Annotated in this window: 13 protein-coding genes; 7 read left to right on the top strand and 6 right to left on the bottom strand. The window is 70.0% G+C overall.

From position 1 onward, the window contains the following. Positions 1-180 precede the first annotated feature (180 nt). The 4 genes from WT60_RS05210 to WT60_RS05195 all read left to right on the top strand — a co-directional run bounded on the left by WT60_RS05210 (position 181) and on the right by WT60_RS05195 (position 5,115). Positions 181-795: a LysE family translocator gene (locus WT60_RS05210; protein ID WP_038751861.1), complete on the top strand. Its 615-nt coding sequence runs from the start codon at positions 181-183 to the stop codon at positions 793-795. Between the two features lie 363 nt (positions 796-1,158). Further along, on the top strand, positions 1,159-2,295 hold the full coding sequence (locus WT60_RS05205; RefSeq protein WP_059583557.1) for a glycerophosphodiester phosphodiesterase: 1,137 nt from the start codon (positions 1,159-1,161) through the stop codon (positions 2,293-2,295). A 127-nt stretch (positions 2,296-2,422) separates the two neighbouring features. After that, a complete protein-coding gene (locus tag WT60_RS05200; protein WP_060355530.1) occupies positions 2,423-3,865 on the top strand; it encodes a DHA2 family efflux MFS transporter permease subunit in 1,443 nt (480 codons plus the stop codon). Between the two features lie 455 nt (positions 3,866-4,320). Further along, the gene (locus tag WT60_RS05195; RefSeq protein ID WP_038751855.1) at positions 4,321-5,115 is read left to right on the top strand and encodes a sulfite exporter TauE/SafE family protein; all 795 of its coding nucleotides are present in this window, start codon (positions 4,321-4,323) and stop codon (positions 5,113-5,115) included. A 363-nt stretch (positions 5,116-5,478) separates the two neighbouring features. Here WT60_RS05195 and WT60_RS05190 read toward each other — a convergent pair whose 3' ends face one another. From WT60_RS05190 to WT60_RS05175, 3 genes are all read right to left on the bottom strand, one after another. Further along, positions 5,479-7,326 carry a peptidase S1 gene (locus WT60_RS05190; protein ID WP_038751853.1) on the bottom strand — a complete coding sequence of 616 codons (1,848 nt, stop codon included), beginning with the start codon at positions 7,324-7,326 and terminating at the stop codon, positions 5,479-5,481. Between the two features lie 607 nt (positions 7,327-7,933). Continuing rightward, positions 7,934-10,033 (bottom strand): D-(-)-3-hydroxybutyrate oligomer hydrolase, encoded by a 2,100-nt coding sequence (locus tag WT60_RS05180; protein WP_038751850.1) that lies wholly within the window; start codon positions 10,031-10,033, stop codon positions 7,934-7,936. 117 nt (positions 10,034-10,150) lie between these two features. Next, a complete protein-coding gene (locus WT60_RS05175) occupies positions 10,151-10,519 on the bottom strand; it encodes a BON domain-containing protein (RefSeq protein ID WP_059583674.1) in 369 nt (122 codons plus the stop codon). A gap of 438 nt (positions 10,520-10,957) precedes the next feature. On the opposite strand from WT60_RS05175, the gene WT60_RS05170 reads away from it, so the two are divergent. The 3 genes from WT60_RS05170 to WT60_RS05160 all read left to right on the top strand — a co-directional run bounded on the left by WT60_RS05170 (position 10,958) and on the right by WT60_RS05160 (position 14,157). Continuing rightward, positions 10,958-12,394 (top strand): TAXI family TRAP transporter solute-binding subunit, encoded by a 1,437-nt coding sequence (locus WT60_RS05170; protein ID WP_038751845.1) that lies wholly within the window; start codon positions 10,958-10,960, stop codon positions 12,392-12,394. A gap of 97 nt (positions 12,395-12,491) precedes the next feature. Next, positions 12,492-13,130 (top strand): 2-hydroxychromene-2-carboxylate isomerase, encoded by a 639-nt coding sequence (locus WT60_RS05165; protein ID WP_038751842.1) that lies wholly within the window; start codon positions 12,492-12,494, stop codon positions 13,128-13,130. Between the two features lie 79 nt (positions 13,131-13,209). After that, positions 13,210-14,157 (top strand): LysR family transcriptional regulator, encoded by a 948-nt coding sequence (locus WT60_RS05160; protein ID WP_060355529.1) that lies wholly within the window; start codon positions 13,210-13,212, stop codon positions 14,155-14,157. 593 nt (positions 14,158-14,750) lie between these two features. On the opposite strand, the gene WT60_RS05155 is transcribed toward WT60_RS05160, so the two are convergent. From WT60_RS05155 to WT60_RS05145, 3 genes are read right to left on the bottom strand one after another with little or no spacing between them, the layout of a single operon-like run. After that, positions 14,751-15,830: an iron ABC transporter permease gene (locus WT60_RS05155; protein ID WP_038751837.1), complete on the bottom strand. Its 1,080-nt coding sequence runs from the start codon at positions 15,828-15,830 to the stop codon at positions 14,751-14,753. Beyond that, positions 15,827-16,861 carry an ABC transporter substrate-binding protein gene (locus WT60_RS05150; protein WP_059583546.1) on the bottom strand — a complete coding sequence of 345 codons (1,035 nt, stop codon included), beginning with the start codon at positions 16,859-16,861 and terminating at the stop codon, positions 15,827-15,829. Before WT60_RS05150 ends, WT60_RS05155 begins: the two co-directional genes overlap by 4 nt. Beyond that, positions 16,855-17,646, bottom strand: a complete 792-nt coding sequence (locus WT60_RS05145; RefSeq protein WP_038751832.1) for an ABC transporter ATP-binding protein — start codon at positions 17,644-17,646, stop codon at positions 16,855-16,857. Before WT60_RS05145 ends, WT60_RS05150 begins: the two co-directional genes overlap by 7 nt. Positions 17,647-17,675: the final 29 nt, after the last annotated feature.

Genomic DNA, 17,675 nt, shown 5'->3' with positions numbered 1-17,675 from the left:
GCCTTAAGCTCGCCTGATCGGCCGTTTCGTCTGCAGATTGCACCACGTGCCACGCATGCCGCAGGCGCGCTTGCATGCGGCATCGGCGCGCCGCGGTCGGTCGATACGCGCCGTGGCCGATTCGAGCCGCAGAGCATCGCCGCCCGGCCGGTCCCGCGTTTCCTCGACGAGCGATTCCCCATGACGGTCAACCCGACTTTCGCCTTCATTGTCACCTGTCTCGGCTTCGGCTTCATCCCGGGCCCGGCGCTGCTGCAAACGGTCTCGCTGACGCTGCAGCACGGCCGACGCGCGGGCGTGCTGTCGGCGCTCGGCATCCATCTCGGCGCATTCGTCCAGATCTGCGCGGTCGCGGTGGGCGCGGTCGTCGTCTTCGACACGTCGCCGTGGCTCTATCACGCGCTGCGCGTCGCCGGCGGCGCGTATCTGGTCTGGCTCGGCGTCGAGCGCATCCGCTCGCGCGCGGGCGACGACGGCGCGCCGTCCGCCGTGCCGAGGAACGTGATCTCGTCGAGCGCGCTCATCGAGGCGTCGAATCCGAAATCGGCGCTGTTCTATCTGTCGTTCCTGCTGCAATTCGTCGATCCGGCCGCGCCGCTCGGCGTCGGCTGGCAGCTCTTCCTGCTCGGCGCGAGCGCGAACCTGCTGTTCTCGCTCGCCGACCTGACCTGCATCGCGCTCGCGCATCCGCTGCGCACACGCGCGACGCCGGGCGGCGCGGCGATGATCGCCGGGCGCTATCTCGCGGGCGCGCTCTTCATCGCGCTCGGCGTCGCCGCGATCGTCGAGCGCTGACGCGGCATTGCACGGGCAGCCGGACGGGATCGCGCGCGTTCCCTCGCATGGAGCGCGACGCCGCGGCTTCGATCGGCGGCCCATCGCGCGTTCGCGCGCGCCGACGACGTGCTCGCATCCGCATCGCCGCGCCTTCGTCGCCGGTTCCGACGCGCGCGGCACCCGGCTTTGCGCCATCAGCCCGGCGCACGAAAATAGACAGCAATACGTAATACATATGTAATCATTCGCTGCGACGATCGCATCCCGGCCGGCCCAGGCCGCGCGGAATGCGCCGCGCTCGCATGCGGCGCGCGGGCGCAAACGCCCGCCGCCGACGCCACCCTTTTTCGAAGCCCGTTTTCGTTTCACAGGATCGACGACATGTTCTTCAAGCGCTTGTTCGCTTTCTCCCCGGTCGCGCTCGCGTGCGCGGCGACGCTCGCGCTCGCCGCCTGCGGCGGCGACGACCCCGCCCCCACGCAGCCGATCTCGGCGAAGGTGCAGGTGGTCGGCCATCGCGGCGCGAGCGCGCTGCGCCCCGAGCACACGCTCGCGTCGTACCGCAAGGCGATCGAGGACGGCGCGGACGTGATCGAGCCGGACCTCGTCGCGACGCGCGACGGCGTGCTCGTCGCGCGCCACGAGAACGAGATCTCGGGCACGACGAACGTGTCGGCGCTGCCGCAGTTCGCGAGCCGCAAGGCGACGAAGACGATCGACGGCGTGCCGCTCACCGGCTGGTTCACCGAGGATTTCACGCTCGCCGAGCTGAAGACGCTGCGCGCGCGCGAGCGCATCCCGCAGTACCGTCCGGCGAACACCGCGTACAACGATCAGTTCGAGATCCCGACGTTCGACGAGATCGTCGCGCTCGCGAAGCAAATGTCCGCGCAGGTCGGCCGCACGATCCATCTCTATCCGGAGACGAAGCACCCGACCTACTTCCAGTCGATCGGCCTGCCGCTCGAGGACCGCCTCGTCGACGCGCTGCGCCAGGACCCGTACACCGCGCGCGACGCGACCGTCTACATCCAGTCGTTCGAAGTCGCGAACCTGAAGGCGATCCGCAACCGCATCGGCGCGAGCCAGCCGAACTGGAAGCTCGTGCAGCTAATGGACGAGCCGAAGCAACGGCCGTACGACTTCGTGAAGGCGGGCGATGCGCGCACCTACGGCGATCTGTCGACGCAAAGCGGGATGCGCGAGATCGCGACGTATGCGAACGCGCTCGGGCCGTACAAGACCTCGATCATTCCGGTGGGCGCCGACGGCGCGCTGCAGCAGCCGACGAACTATGTGCGCGACGCGCACGAGGCGGGGTTGCTCGTGCATCCGTACACGTTCCGGCCGGAAAACAACTTCCTGCCGGGCTCGCTGAAGGACGGCGGCGCGCCGAGCGCACGCAACACGGCGGGCTCGGTGCGCGAGATCCAGGCGTATCTGCGCGCGGGCATCGACGGCTTCTTCACCGACGATCCCGCGGTCGGCCGCGCCGCCGTCGACACGTTCCGCCGGTGAGCCTGCGCGCGCGGGCCGCGCGTCGCCGCGGCCCGCGCGCGAACGACGCGTCGCCTGTCAGCAACCGGCAGCAAGACGCCTCACAGCGAGCTTACAATGCAGCCTCCCTTCCTTCGGAGGCCTCCCCATGACACACGGCCTGCACGGCCCGAAGCGCTGGTACGCGCTCGTCGTTCTCTGTCTGGGCGTGCTGATGATCGTGCTCGACTCGACGATCGTCAACGTCGCGCTGCCGTCGATCGGCGCGGACCTGCGCTTCGCCGAAACCGCGCTCGTCTGGATCGTGAACGCCTACATGCTGACGTTCGGCGGCTGCCTGCTGCTGGGCGGCCGCCTCGGCGACCTGTACGGCCACCGCCGGATGTTCCTCGCGGGCCTCACGCTCTTCACGCTCGCATCGCTCGCGTGCGGGCTCGCGCAGACGCAGGCCGTGCTGATCGCCGCGCGCGCGGTGCAGGGGCTCGGCGGCGCGGTCGTGTCGGCCGTCGCGCTGTCGCTCATCATGAATCTGTTCATCGAGCCGGGCGAGCGCGCGAGGGCGATGGGCGTCTACGGCTTCGTCTGCGCGGGCGGCGGCAGCCTCGGCGTGCTGCTCGGCGGCTTCCTCACGAGCGTGCTCAGCTGGCACTGGATCTTCCTCGTGAACCTGCCGATCGGCGTCGTGGTCTACGCGCTGTCCGCCGCGCTGCTGCCGAAGGCGCGCGCGCAGGCGGCCGACGCGCGGCTCGACGTCGAGGGCGCCGTCGCGGTGACGGCTTCGCTGATGCTCGCGGTCTACGGCGTCGTGAACGGCAACGAGGCCGGCTGGCTGTCGACGCAAACGGTCTCGCTCCTCGCCGGCGCCGCCGCGCTCTTTGCGGCGTTCGTCGCGATCGAGGCGCGCGTCGCGCATCCGCTGATGCCGCTCGTGCTCGTCGCGAAGCGCAACGTCGCGGCCGCGAACGCGATCGGCGTGCTGTGGGCGGCCGCGATGTTCGCGTGGTTCTTCCTGTCCGCGCTCTACATGCAGCGCGTGCTCGGCTACGGGCCGCTCGAGGTGGGCCTCGCATTCCTGCCCGCGAACCTCATCATGGCCGCGTTCTCGCTCGGCTTGTCCGCGAAGATCGTGATGCGCTTCGGCATCCGCGGCCCGATCGCGGCAGGGCTCGTCGCCGCCGCGATCGGCCTCGCGCTCTTCGCGCGCGCGCCCGCCGACGGCGGCTTCGTCGCGCACGTGCTGCCGGGCATGGCGCTCCTTGGCATCGGCGCGGGCGTCGCGTTCAATCCGGTGCTGCTCGCCGCGATGAGCGACGTCGCGCCGAGCGATTCGGGGCTCGCGTCGGGGATCGTCAACACCTCGTTCATGATGGGCGGCGCGCTCGGCCTCGCGGTGCTCGCGAGCGTCGCGTCCGCGCGCACCGATTCGCTCGTCGCCGCGCACGCGGCGCTGCCCGTCGCGCTCAACGGCGGCTATCGCGTCGCGTTCGCGTGCGGCGCCGTGTTCGCCGCCGCCGCCGCGTGCCTCGCGTTCGCGCTGCGCATCCGCGCGCAGTCGAACGCCGCGGCCGAGCTGCGCGGCGCAGCGCATTGAGTGGCGCGAAACACGCGGGCTGCGCCGGCGGCGCGCATCGCTCGCGGCGGGGTGCGGCTCGCCTGTTGCCGATTGTCGGTTGTCGGTTGTCGGTTGTCGGTCGCCGGTCGCCGGTCGCCGGTTAAGCGTTGCGCCGTGCGTGCTCGCCTTCGAGCGCACCGCCGCGCGACACCTTCCAAGCGCATCGTTCGCGGCTGGCGATCGAGCTCCGGCGCCGGCGGCTGCGCGCGGGCGGCTGCGCGCGGGCGGCGGGGTGCGGCCGCGCCGTCCGCCGCCGCCCTCTTCACGCCCGATCTCGCATCGCATGCCGCGCGCGGCTGACTGCCTTCGTCCGCTCGACGCCCTCGCGGTTCTTCCCCGATCTTTTTGCGCATTTCCGCATCGACTCGCGAGTTTTGCGACAATGTCGGATTCGCCTCGCGCCGTCGCTTTCAAACGCCTAACGTTCTCCGCCGATGTCGTTGCCTCATATCGATCCGCTCTACTCCCTGTCCGGCCTCCTCGTCGGTTTCCTCGTCGGTCTGACGGGCGTCGGCGGCGGCTCGCTGATGACGCCGATCCTCGTCCTGCTGTTCAACGTGCATCCGGCAACCGCAGTCGGCACCGATCTGCTGTACGCGGCGATCACGAAGGCGACGGGCACCTTCGTGCACGGGCTCAAGGGCACGGTCGAATGGCGGATCACCGGGCGCCTCGCGGCGGGCAGCGTGCCCGCCGCCGCGATCACGCTGTGGTTCCTGCATTCGCACGGCATGCACTCGCAGGAAACGAGCCGGATGATCCAGCTCGTGCTCGGCGCCGCGCTGCTCCTCACGTCGCTGTCTCTGCTGTTTCGCCCGCAACTCGCCGCATTCGCCGCGCGGCGCACGCGCGCGCTGCCGCCAAGCCCGGCGCGCACGCTCGCCGCGACCGTGCTCACGGGCGCCGTGCTCGGCGTGCTCGTGTCGCTGACGTCCGTCGGCGCGGGCGCGATCGGCGTGACGGTCCTGCTGCTGCTGTACCCGGCGCTGTCGACGACGCGCATCGTCGGCTCCGACATCGCGCACGCGGTTCCGCTCACGCTCGTCGCCGGCATCGGGCACTGGATGCTCGGCTCGGTCGACTGGTCGATGCTGGTGTCGCTGCTGATCGGCTCGGTGCCGGGCATCGTCGCCGGCAGCCATCTGTCGGCGCGCGCGCCCGAAGGGCTGCTGCGCCGGCTTCTCGCGACGACGCTCGTCGCGGTCGGCGCGAAGCTCGTGCTTTCCTGACCCGCATCGCGCGCGCCGGGCGTTGGTCGGGCGCGCCGCGATCGCGCGGTGCGGTGCCGCGCCGGCCATCGCAGCCCATCGCTGCGCCTCGCCACCCTTCGCAGCCGTCGTCTCCTCGTCTCCTCGTCTCCTCGTTCCCTCGTTCCCTCGTTCCGTCGTCCCTTCGTCTCCTCGTCCCTTCGCTGTCTCCGACGCGGCTCGACGCAGCCACTCAGCCTTCGCGCAACCGCCACGCAAAAAAACCTCGCGAGCGCGATGCGCCCGCGAGGCAACGATCGCCGCGAAGCCACCGCCCCCCAGCGTTGGCCGCCCGCCGTCGCGAGACGACGGCGAGCGGCCTGGCCGAAAACGGCTAGCCCCGCGTCACTGCCCCTGCTGTTGCTTCTGCTGCTTCAACTGCAGCGCCTTCTGCTGACGCAGCAGCACGCGCTGCAGCGCCGTGCGGTCCGCCAGGACGCCGTCGTAGAACGTGGCGAGATCCGCCTTCATCGCGATCCGCGAATGATCGTTCAGATAGATCATGTGGCCCGACGGATAGTATTTCATCGTCAGGTTCGCCGACTTGAGCGACGGATCGAGCGGCATCTGCTGCAGCGTGAGCTCGGTCTGATGGAACGGCGTCACCGCATCGAAGTAGCCGTTCGCCGACAGCACCTTGAGGTCCGGGTTCAGGCTCATCGTCGCGGCAAGGTCGCCCGCCGTGTACAGCGTATTGCCGCCGCCGCGGCTCGCGCCCGTCGGATCGGTGTGGCTGAAGTCCCAGTTGTTGAACACCTGGTCGTTCAGATCGACGAACGACGACGTCGACACGTACTTCAGGTCGTTGTTGATGTAGTCGTTCCACAGCACCGTGTACGCGCCGCCGACGTTGCTGATCGACGGATCGTTGCTGCCCGAGTTCGGTAGGATGTACGGCGCGATGCCCTTGCCCGTGTAGTTCGCGCGTCCGTCGTACTGGCCGATCTGGATGCCCGGCACGAGCGTCAGGAAGAACGTGTACGGCGGGTTGTCGTCCGACGACGGCACGTTGCCGAGCGCGGCCGGATTGCCGAACGTCTGGATCAGCGAGACGGGATCGGTGCCGATGTATGCGCCCATCTGCTGCGCGGCCGCGAGGTTCAGGTTCAGGCGCACGTTGACGAAGCCCCCGTCCTGCGGATTCGGCGCCTGCGCGAGCGGCGTGAGCACGTTGTCCGCATAACTGCGCGCCTGCGCCATGTACGCGTCGAGATCGGCCGGTTTCGGGCTGACGGTCGTCTTGTTCCAGTAGAACGCGTCGGCCGCGAGCGTCGGGAAGATGCCGATCGCGCTCACCGCGTTCGAGTAGTCGAGGATCGACGATTGCAACGTGATCCCGTTCAGCTCGATGCCGTCCTCATGCAGCACCCATGACGTCACCGCGCTGCGCGCCGTGCCGTACGATTCGCCGAACAGGAACTTCGGCGAGTTCCAGCGCGCGTACTTCGTCAGGTAGCGCTGGATGAAGCGGTCGATCGAGTGCGCGTCCTGGTCGACGCCCCAGAAATCCTTGTTCTTCGCCGGCGCGATCGCGGCCGAGTAGCCGGTGCCGACCGGGTTGATGAACACGAGATCCGAGCGGTCGAGCAGGCTCTCCGGGTTGTCGCGCAGCCGGTACGGCGCGGGCGGCGTGAAGTTCGGGAACGACGACTGCAGCCGCTTCGGCCCGAACGAGCCGAGCAGCAGGTAAACCGCCGACGAACCCGGGCCGCCGTTGTAGAAGAACGTGACGGGGCGCGGCTTCTTCGGATCGGGATTGTCGAGCGTGTACGCGACGTAGAACATCTTCGCGTTCGGCTTCGACGTGATCGGATCGATCGTCACGAGGTGGCCGGCCGTCGCCGTGTAGGTGAGGGTCTGGTCGCCGAGCTTCACCTGCCGGTGCACGAGCGCCGCGCCTTCCGTCGCGTCCGTCACGGAATCGTTCGGGCCGGTGCCGTAGACGTCGTTGTCGATGTACGGCTGATCGGGCGGCAGCGCGGCGTTGGTCGTCGCGTCGGCGGCCGTCGTCGCGTTCGCGGACGTCGCCGAGTTCGCGACGTTCGCGGCCGCGAGCGACGGGCTGCCGCCGCCTCCGTCATCGCCGCCGCACGCGGCGACGAACAGCGCGGCAAGGGCGGCAGCGGCGACCGGTCGCGCCGCCCTGCCCAATCTGAGCGCGAAACCGTCTTCCAAGGACTTCTGTGTCTTCATTATTGCCCTCTCGAATAGAACGATAAATTCCGCCGATTGAAACGGATGATTTCATCGACGTTCCTCGCTTGGAATGCGACCGTTATGCGACGCGCACCCGAGCATTTTCGCCATGCGCAGCATTGGCGCACGGAATTATTTACCCGCTCGAATTTCCGGTTCGACGCACTGGAATCAACTCCAGAATAAAATCGGCAATCGAAATGCCAACCGCGCGGGACGCCCCCTGTGTTCCGAGCAGACAAGCCCGCCCCACTGCCAGCAGCCAAGCGGCCGCGGGCATTGTTCTTTTACAAAAAATAATCCCCACCCGATTTTCGATTAATCATCATCCGCCAACGGAATCCGATTTTTCGAGGACCGAAAAATATTCCAGAAAGGATTAATTAATGAAACAGAAATATATTAGTCACATGTAATTTTTAAAAATATGAGCAAATATCGGCGCATATTAGAAGCGCCGGTCTGCAACGTAAAGTAAGAATTTGTTACAGGAAAAATGACGAATCGCGGCGATCCGGCCGATGCGGTTCGCCAATGAAAAACGGCCGGCCGCACGTGCGTGCGGGCCGGCCGTCGCGGGCAATCAGGTGCGTGCGACGCCGCGTCAGAGCGGCACGTCGATCGCCCCCGCGCTCACCGTGATCGCGTTCGCGCCGGGCGACTGGACGATGGGCGGCAGATTCGCCGTCGACAGCGCGGGCGCGGCCCCCGGCACGCCGCCGCGCGGCACCGTGCGAATCACCTGCGACGGCGGCAGCGGCGCGCCGTTCTTCAGGTGGTTCCACATCAGGTTGAGCGCCTGCTCGTCGTAGTAGTGAACGGGCACGAAGCGCGTGTCGAAGCCGGGCACGGGCAGGAACGCGTCGAAATGCTGGCCGTTCGTCACTTCGTAGAACGACAGCTGGCTCGCGTTGCCCTCGGTCGCGCTGTTCTGCGCGACATACGCGCGCGACGCGTGGTTGACGGGCACGAGCGCGTCGCTGCGGCCGTGCACGATGATCGCCGGCTTGTGCTGCAGGTTCGCGTTCACGCGCACCGCGTCGACGTTCGCGCCGATGCCGAGCTGGTTCGCGCTCCAGAGCTGACGCAGGCAAAACGCGCCCGCGAAGCTCGCGTCCGGCGTCGCGAGCCGGTGGTCGACGCCGCCCGACGCGCCGTTGAACACGAGATTGATGCCGTTCGTCGGCGGCACGCCGTTGCCCGCGCCGAACAGGTTCGTCATCGGCGACGTGGCGGGCGCGGCGACGGCGCCCGTCGCCGGGTTCGTCGTCGCGAAACTGAAGTTGCACAGGTTGTCGCTGACGCGCGAGCGCGTGTACGCGTTCGCGTACGTGACCGCGATCGCCGGCGTCGCCTGCGAATCCCACATCGGCGCCTGCAGCAGGTCCGAGTCAGCGAGATAGCCGGCCGCGTGAAGCTGCGCGAGCGCGTCGTTCGCCTGGCTCTGCGTATCCGCGCCCGACACGAGCCCGGCCGCGGCGAGCGTCGCGCAGCGCTGGATGCGGATCGACTGCGTGACGCCCGTCGGCAGCGCGCTGAGATAAGGCGCGCCCGTCGCGGCGGGCGCCGCGGCCGCGCACGGCTGCAGCAGGTTCGCGAGCGTCGCGTAATCGGCGAGCGGCCGGCCGAACGACGGCACGGGCACGCCGCCCTGCTCGACCGTCACGCCGGAGCTCAGGCGCACGTTGATCTGCGGCTCGCCGACGACGACCGCGGTGATCCAGCCGCGCGTATCCTGCTCGGCCGCCGCGAGCGCCGCGCCGCCGCCGTTGCTGACCGACGCGGCGATCGTCGTGATGTCGCCCGGGCGGTAGCGGATGCCGCGGCGCGTGCCTTCGACGACGGGCCCGAACTGCTGGTTCAGCGCCCAGTACGCGAACTCGACCGCCTGCAGCGTCACGCGCCCCCAGTCCTGCTCCGGGTTCTGCTGAGAATGCGCGTGCTTGTACGCGTAGCGATTCGGAAACGCGCTGTTGAACGAAGCGAGCGCGCCGCTCGACTCGCTCGCGGTGAAGAGGCTCGCGCTGCCGGCGCTCGCCGCGCTCGCGAGCGTGCCGTCGATCAGCGTGACGAGGCCCGTGCCGATCTCGTGCGCGCCGTTGCCGCCGCCCTTGTCGTTGTACGCGACCGCGCAGCCGCGCTTCAAGCCCCATTCGCCCGCCGACGCGATCGCGCCGTAGACGCCGCGCGAGCCCGACGCCGTCGCCGTCACGATGCACGGATTCGCCGGATCGAAGCTCGCCGGCACCTGCACGAGCAGCGTGACGTTCTTGCGGCCGGTGCCGTCGTCGGAGTACGCGAGATATTCGGTGCCGGCGATCTTGCCTTCGCCGAGCGTGTCGTTGCCGGCGAGATCGACGTTCGGCCCCCAGAAGCGCCCGTAGCCGCCGTTCGGCGTGACGTCGACGAGCGCGCGGTAGTTCGAGTAGATCGCGAGACGCCGCAGCTCCGCCGCCGTCGGCTGCGCCGGATTCGCGAAGCCGGGCCGCGTGTCGCCGCCCAAGCCCGTCTTGCCGAGGCCGGCCGTCAGCAGATCGTCGCTGACGCCGTCGAAGGCCGTGGTGCGCACGCTGCCCGAAACGAAGCCGGGCAGCACGTTCACCTGTGCGTTATCGTCGCCGTGGCATGCGCCGAGCAGCACGCTGCCGAAGAGCGCGAGCGCCAGCATCGACGCGCGCTTCGATCCGCCCCTGATCGTCGTCATTGTTGCCCCTAGTCAGCTTGATTGGTTCTAGCCGCCCGATCGTCGAGCGGCGCGCGCCGAGCCGGGCCGGCGCGCACGGCGGGCGGGCGGCGCAGCGACGCCGCCCGCGCATCGCCGTCACTGCGGCTGAACGGACAGCTTGTTGTTGACCGACGCGACGCCCGTCACGCCTTTCGCGGCCTCGACCGCCTTGTCGATCTGCGACGCATCCGGCACCGATCCCTCGAGCGTCACGACGCCGCCCTTCGCGCGCACCGTGATGTTCGACACGTTCACGCCGTTCACCTTCGAGATCGCCTTGCGCACCGCGTAGCCGAGCTTGCGGTTCGATTTGCGCGCGGTCTTCGCGGCCGCCTTCGACGCGTTCGTCGCGGCGGCGGGTTCGCTCGCCGCCGCGGCGGGCTCGCTCGCCTGCGCAAATGCGTTGCCGCACGCGAGCGCCGCGACGATCATGCCTGCGACAGCCTTCGATACGATCGATTTCATGCGTTCTCCTGATTCTGATGGTTTCGACGGGAACCGCGACAGCAGGCGATGCTCGGTCCGCGAGCGGACCGCGATGCGGCGTCGCGCGACGCCGCACGTCGGCTGCGCGAGATGATGCGGGACGTGCGCCGGCCGGGAATCGGGCCGGATGCGAACCGGCGCGCGGCGGATCGGAACCCGTCCGCTGCGCGCCTCGCCGCGCCGCCGCGCCGGAACGCTGCGCGACGACGGGCGCGGCCGTTGCGGCGCATGCGGCCGCATCGGCCGGCGCCCGGGCACGCGTTCGACAGATGAACACGCGCCCGGGCACCCTGCACAATGTAATCCACAGTCCGCGTGCGCGCCAAGTTCTCTTGCCGCGGCGCGACGCAGCGCGCCGCCGCAGAGCCGCCGAACTCGGGTACCATCGCCGCGAACAGACCGCCAGCCGTCAGTCTCATGAAGCCAGACCAACCTCGCCGCCGTCATCGGCCGCACCGCATCGTCGCCCGTTTCGTCGCGGTGTCGTGGCGCGATCTCGCGATGTCGATCGGACCGACCGTCGCGCTGTCGATCGCCGCGATCTGGCTCGCGATCGCGCTGATCCAGCCCGCGCCGCCGACGTCGCTCGCGATCTCGGCCGGCCCGCCCGGCAGCACGAACTGGCGCGCCGCGCAGCGCTACAAGCAGATCCTCGCGAAGAACGGCGTGACGCTCGACGTGCTCGAATCCGAAGGCTCGGCCGAAAATCTCGCGCGGCTGTCGGACCCGGCGCAGAAGGTCGACGTCGGCTTCGTCCAGAGCGGCATCGAGCAGAAGGAGAAGCAGGAGAATCTCGTGTCGCTCGGCAGCGTCGGCTACGTGCCGCTCGCGATCTTCTATCGCGGGCCCGTGATCGAGCGGCTGTCGCAGTTCAAGGGCAAGCGGCTCGCGCTCGGAGCCGAGGGCGCGGGCGCGCACGAGCTCGGCCTCGCGCTGCTGAAGATGAACGGCATCGCGCCGGGCGGCTCGACCGAGCTGCTGCCGCTCGCGGGCGAGGACGCGGCGCGCGCGCTGACCGAAGGCAGGATCGACGCCGCGTTCCTGTCCGGCGACTCGACGCAGATTCCGGTGATGGCGAAGCTGTTCCGCGCGCCCGGCGTGCATTTCTATTCGTTTACGCAGGCCGAGGCGTACACGCGGCGCTTCCCGTACCTGACCGACATCACGCTGCCGATGGGCGTCTACGATCCGGGCACGAACCTGCCGCCGTCGGACATCCACACGCTGTCGCCGACCGTCGAGCTGATCGCGCGCGACACGCTGCATCCGGCGCTGTCGGACCTGCTCATCGAGGCCGCGCGCGAAGTGCACGGCCACGCGACGATCCTGCAGCGCGCGGGCGAGTTCCCGTCCTCCGTCACGCACAGCAGCTTTCCGCTGTCCGACGACGCCGCGCGCTACTACAAGTCCGGCAAGACGTTCCTGTACCGGAAGCTGCCGTTCTGGGTCGCGAGCCTCGTCGACCGGCTGCTCTTCATCGTCGTGCCGCTCATCGTCGTGCTGATTCCGGGGCTGCGGCTCGTGCCGGCGCTGTACGGCTGGCGCGTGCGCTCGCGGATCTACCGCTGGTACGGCGCGCTCATCGCGCTCGAGCGCAACGCGCTCGGCGAGCACACCGCGCAGGAGCGCATCGAGCTGCTCGACAAGCTCGACGACGTCGAGGAATCGGTCAACCGGATGAAGATGCCGCTCGCGTACGCCGGCCAGTTCTACGTGCTGCGCGAGCATATCGGCTTCGTCCGCGAGCGGCTGCTCGCGCGCGAACACGAGACGCCGTCGCCCGCCGCGCCGGACGCGCGAACGCAAACGCAGCCAAGGCCCGCCGGCAGCCCGCCTCCGTCAACCGGCGCTTGAGCCGAAATTCCGTCGCGGCGGCTGCATTTGCCCGCGCCGCCGCGTAACATTGAACAACGGGGCCGCGCGTTGCGTCCTTTTCCTCAGGAGACTCTCCATGACCGTCGGCCTCGACGCCTCCCAGCCGATATGGTTCTACGACTTCCTGTCGCCGTTCTCGTATCTGCTGCTGGAGCAGCACGGCAAGTGGCCCGGCATCGCGTTCGCGCTCACGCCGGTGGCGCTCGCCGAAATGCATCGCCGCTGGGGCCACCGCCCCGCGTCCGACGTGCCCGCGAAGCGCGTCTTCACCTATCGGCACGCGCTCTTTCGCGCGGAGCAGCTCGGCATCCCGTTCAGGATGCCGCCCGCGCATCCGTTCGATTCGACGCGCCTGCTGCTGCTCGCGATCGCGCTCGATTCGGACGTCCACGCGATCCGCGAGATCTTCCGCTTCGTCTGGCGCGAGGGGCGCGACCCGACGGCGCCCGACAATTTCGCCGAGCTGTGCGGCCGCGTCGGCATCGCGCACGACGACGACCGCATCACGTCCGACGAAACGCTCGCGCAGCTGCGCCGCAACACCGAGGACGCGATCAGCCTCGGCGTGTTCGGCGTGCCGACCTTCTGGCTGAACCGCCAGCTCTTCTGGGGCGAGGACGCGCTGCCGATGGTGCTCTACTGCGCGCGCACGCCGAGCTGGCTCGAATCGGACGAAGTGAGACGAATCAGCGCGCTGCCGTCCGGATTCGCATGACGTCGCCCCGCTTGCCGCGCCGCGGCCGCGCGATGCGCCGCGCCTGCGCCTGCGCCTGATGCCGCCTTCCCCGCCGCAGATGCAACCGGATCAAGACCCCGCCGCGTCGCTCGACGTGTGGCTCGTGCGCGTGCTGCGCACGCTGCTCGTCGAGCGCAGCGTGACGCAGGCCGCGCTGCGCCTGAACCAGACCCAGCCCGCGGTGAGCGCCGCGCTGCGCAAGCTGCGCGACGCGCTCGGCGATCCGCTCCTCGTGCGCGGCAAGACGGGCATGGTGCCGACCGAGTACGGCGCGTCGCTCCTCGGCGCCGCCGAGCGCGCGCTGCACGACATCGACTTCGTCGCGACGCCGCACGGCCCGTTCGATCCGGACACCGCGCGCCGCACGTTCCGGATCGCCGCGCCGGATTACCTGAACGACTTCTTCATGCCGACGCTGATCGCGCGCTTTCGCGCGGCGGCGCCGCACGCGCGGCTCGAAATCGATTCGCTGAATCCGTCGCTCGATCACGCCGCCGCGCTCGATGCGGGCGCGCTCGATCTCGTGATCGGCAACTGGCCGAAGCCCGATCCGCGCTTCGTGCGCACCGATCTGTTCTCGGACTCCGTCGTCTGCCTGATGCGGCGCGACCATCCGCTCGCGCGCGCGCCGCTCACGCGCGCGGCGTACGCGAACGCCGCGCATCTCGCGCCCGCGCCGTACATCGGCGCGCGGCACAACGCGATCGAGATCGGCCTCGCGCGCGCGGAGATCGCGCGGCGCGTCGTCGCGACGCTGCCGTACTTCGGGCTCGTGCCGCAGGTGCTGCTGCAGTCGGACCTGATCTTCACGACGACGCGCCGCTTCGCGATCCATTACGCGCAACTGCTGCCGCTCGTCGTCGCCGAGCCGCCCGTGCCGTTTCCGCGCATTCGCTGCTATCAGCTCCGGCATCCGGCGCCCGATCGGCCAACCGACGTCGATTGGCTGAGCGCGCTGATGGACGATGTGTCGGCGGCGTTGACGGTACGGGGAAAGCGGCGGTAAGGAGCCGGCGGCGAATGTGCCGCGCGAGCGTGATGCGCGACGCCGTCGGTATCGGTATCGGCATTCGCGTCGGCGTCGGCGTCGGTATCGAGCCGTCGATGGTTACTCCGCGCGTCGCTCGTTCGCCAACGAATGCATCGCAGAGCGAAACGCCGACAAGCAGCCGGACCGCATCGCATCGACACGATGCACGCCCCGCGGATACGTCGCGCACGCATCCGTCGAAGGCCCTCGCCCGCGCCATTGCACCGCGCACGCACCGCCGAATCAGCGCGATGAAGAGCGCTCCGCTGAGCGCAGCGGCAACGTCTGCCAACGTCGGCGCGGTCGGCCCGCGGCGATGCGCGAAGAGGAGCCGCACCGCGAACGCCGCTCCGCGCACGGGCACGCCGAGCCAATCCCAGCACGCACCAATCGCAGCGCGCACTCGACGCCGCCCAGCAAGCAATGAGGGGTTTGTCGCGACCTTATCGTGACCTTATCGCATCTTGTCGCGACCTCATATACTGAATTTCGTGCCTTCCCCGCCGAACCGCGAATCGTCGATTCGCGGCCCCATGCGCCCACGCCCACGCCTTCGCCTACGCCTTCGCTCACCGCCGCCGCATCAGCGCGATGAAAAACGCACTGCCGAGCGCCGCGGTGACGATCCCGATCGGCAGATCCTCCGGCGCGGCGAGCGTGCGCGCGGCGACGTCGGCCCACACGAGCAGCGCCGCGCCGCTCAGCCCCGCGACGGGCAGCAGCCGCCCGTGCTCCGCGCCGACGAGACGCCGGCACAGATGCGGCGTCACGAGCCCGACGAAGCCGATCGCGCCGCTCACGGCGACCATCGCGCCCGTCGCGAACGACGCGATCACGAACACTTCGCGGCGCATCCGCGCGACGGACACGCCGAGCGAGGCCGCCGCGACGTCGCCGGACATCAGCGCGTTCAGCTCGCGGCGACGCGCGAACAGCAGCAGCGCCGCGAGCGCCGCGCAGCACGCGGGCGCGCCGAGCAGATCCCAGCGCGCGAGCCCGACGCCGCCCAGCATCCAGAACAGCACCGACGACGCGGCGCGCGGATCGCCGAGATACAGCAGCAGGTTCGCGACCGCGGTCATCACGAACGACACCGCGATGCCCGCGAGCAGCAGGCGATCCGATTCGAGCCGGCCGCGCCGGTACGCGAGCGCGATCACGAGCGCGGTTGCGGCGAGCGCGCCCGCGAACGCCGCGAACGACAGCGTGAGCGGCCCGAACGCCGCGCCGAAGCCGAGCGTCGCCGCGACCGCGCCGAGCATCGCGCCCGAGCTCACGCCGAGCAGATGCGGATCGGCGAGCCGGTTCGCGGTCGCCGCCTGCAACGCGACGCCGACCATCGCGAGCGTCGCGCCGACGAGCGCCGCGAGCAGCGCGCGCGGCAGCCGGATCTGCCAGACGATGCTGTCTTCGGCGATCGACGCGCCGTGCGGCGCGAGCGCATCGATGCGCAGCAGATCGGCCACGTGCGCGGCGACGATCGCGACGACGCGCGCCGGCGCGATCGGTGTCGCGCCGAGCGCGACCGCGGCGACGATCGAGCTCGCGACGAGCGCCGCGAGCGCGGGCAGCACGAGCCGCGCGCGCCATCGGCGGCCGCTCGATGCGGCAGACCCATGCGATGCATCGACGATCGTCGCGTCGCTCATCGCGCCGCCCTCGCGAACGCGTCCGGATGCAGGCCGCGCGCGATCGTCTCGACGGCCGTCGCGTTCTCGACGCCGGGCGTCGCCGCATCGTACGGAATCACGATGAAGCGGCGCGCGCGTATCGCGTCCACTTGCGCGAGCGCCGGCTGGCTCAGCAGGAACCGCTTCTTCTGCTCGGCCGTCACCGCCGAATAGTCGACGATCACGATCGCCTGCGGATTGCGCGCGACGACGCTCTCCCAGCCGACCTGCGTCCAGCTGCGCGGCACGTCGTCCATCACGTTGCGCCCGCCCGCCGCCGCGATCAGCGCGTTCGGCATCGCGAGCGCGCCGGCCGTCAGCGGCTTGTCGGTGCCGCTGTCGTAGACGAACACGCGCGGCGGCGCCTTTCCGCGCGCCGCGCCCGCCCCCGCGAGCGCGCGGCGCACCGCGTCGATGCGCGCGCGCATCGCGCCGACGACCTGCGCCGCGCGCGCGTCGACGCCGAAGATCCGGCCGAGGTTCGTCAGATCGCGATAGACGTCGTCGAACGACGCGGGCGGCCGGCGCATCACGTCCGAGCACGACTCGCTCAGCTCGTACGTTCGGATGCCGAACCGTTCGAGCGACGCGGGCGTGACCGGGCCGCCCGGATTCATCCCGTAGCCCCAGCCGGCGAAGTAGAAATCCGCGCGCGCGTCGATAAGCGCCTCGAGCGACGGATAGTGCGTCGCGAGCTCGGGCACGCCCGCGAGCGCCGCGCGCAGCCGCGCATTGCCGGTCTTCCAGCCGGCGATGCCGGTGTAGCCCGCCATCCGGCTCTTCAGGCCGAGCGCGATCATCATCTCGGTCAGGTTCGCGTCGTTGCTCACGGCGCGCGCGGGCGCGCGCTCGAACGTCACGTCGCGATCGCAGCTGCGCACCGTCACCGGAAAGGCGATCGCATCGCCCGTCGTCGCAGCGGCGGCGATCATCGCGGCCGTCGCGAACGACAGCGTGCGGGCGGCGTGCGCGCGCGCCGCGCCGGGCGAAGCAGCGCTTCGTTTCAACATCGTTCGGCATCCTCCGGATAGATCAGCGTGACCCGCGGGCGCCCCGACACCGGGTGCGCGTCGACGATCGCGTCGACGCCGAACACGCCGGCAATGAGCGCGCGCGTCAGCACGTCGGCGGGCGCGCCGCTCGCGACGATGCGCCCGCCCGCCAGCACGTGCAGCCGGTCGCAATACGCGGCGGCGAGATTCAGGTCGTGGATCGTCGCGAGCGTCGTCACGCGCAGCGCGCGCACGCGCGCGAGCAATTCGAGCTGATGGCGCACGTCGAGATGGTTGGTCGGCTCGTCGAGCAGCAGCAGCGCCGGCTGCTGGACGAGCGCGCGCGCGAGCAGCGCGCGCTGCTTCTCGCCGCCCGACAGCGACGCGAAGCGCCGCTCGCGCCGCGTCCACAGATCGACGTCGCGCAGCGCGGCTTCGACGATGCGCGCGTCGTCCGCGGTGTCCGCATCGAACAGGCGCTTGTGCGGCGTGCGGCCCATCCGCGCGACTTCCTCGACCGTCAGCCCGAAATCGTCGGGCGCTTCCTGCTGCAGCACCGCGATTCGCTGCGCGCTCCAGCGCGGCGACGCGCGCCACACGTCCTGCGCGTCGAGCGTCACCGTGCCCGCCTGCGGCCGTGCGAAGCGGAACGCGCAACGCATCACGCTCGTCTTGCCGCTGCCGTTCGGGCCGATGAGGCCCGCGAGCTCGCCCGCGCGCACGGTCAGCGACAGTTCCCGCAGCACGCCGGGCGCGCCCGGCGGCGACCAGCTCAGGCATTCGATGTCGAGTGTCGCGGACATGGGCGGGCCTCGTCGAGGGTCGTCAGGAT

The organism is Burkholderia sp. MSMB617WGS, from assembly GCF_001532025.2.
In the GTDB taxonomy this organism is placed as follows: Bacteria; Pseudomonadota; Gammaproteobacteria; order Burkholderiales; family Burkholderiaceae; genus Burkholderia; species Burkholderia savannae.
Note: the sequence above shows the minus strand (reverse complement) of the source record. Positions and strands in the feature narration are given on the sequence as shown.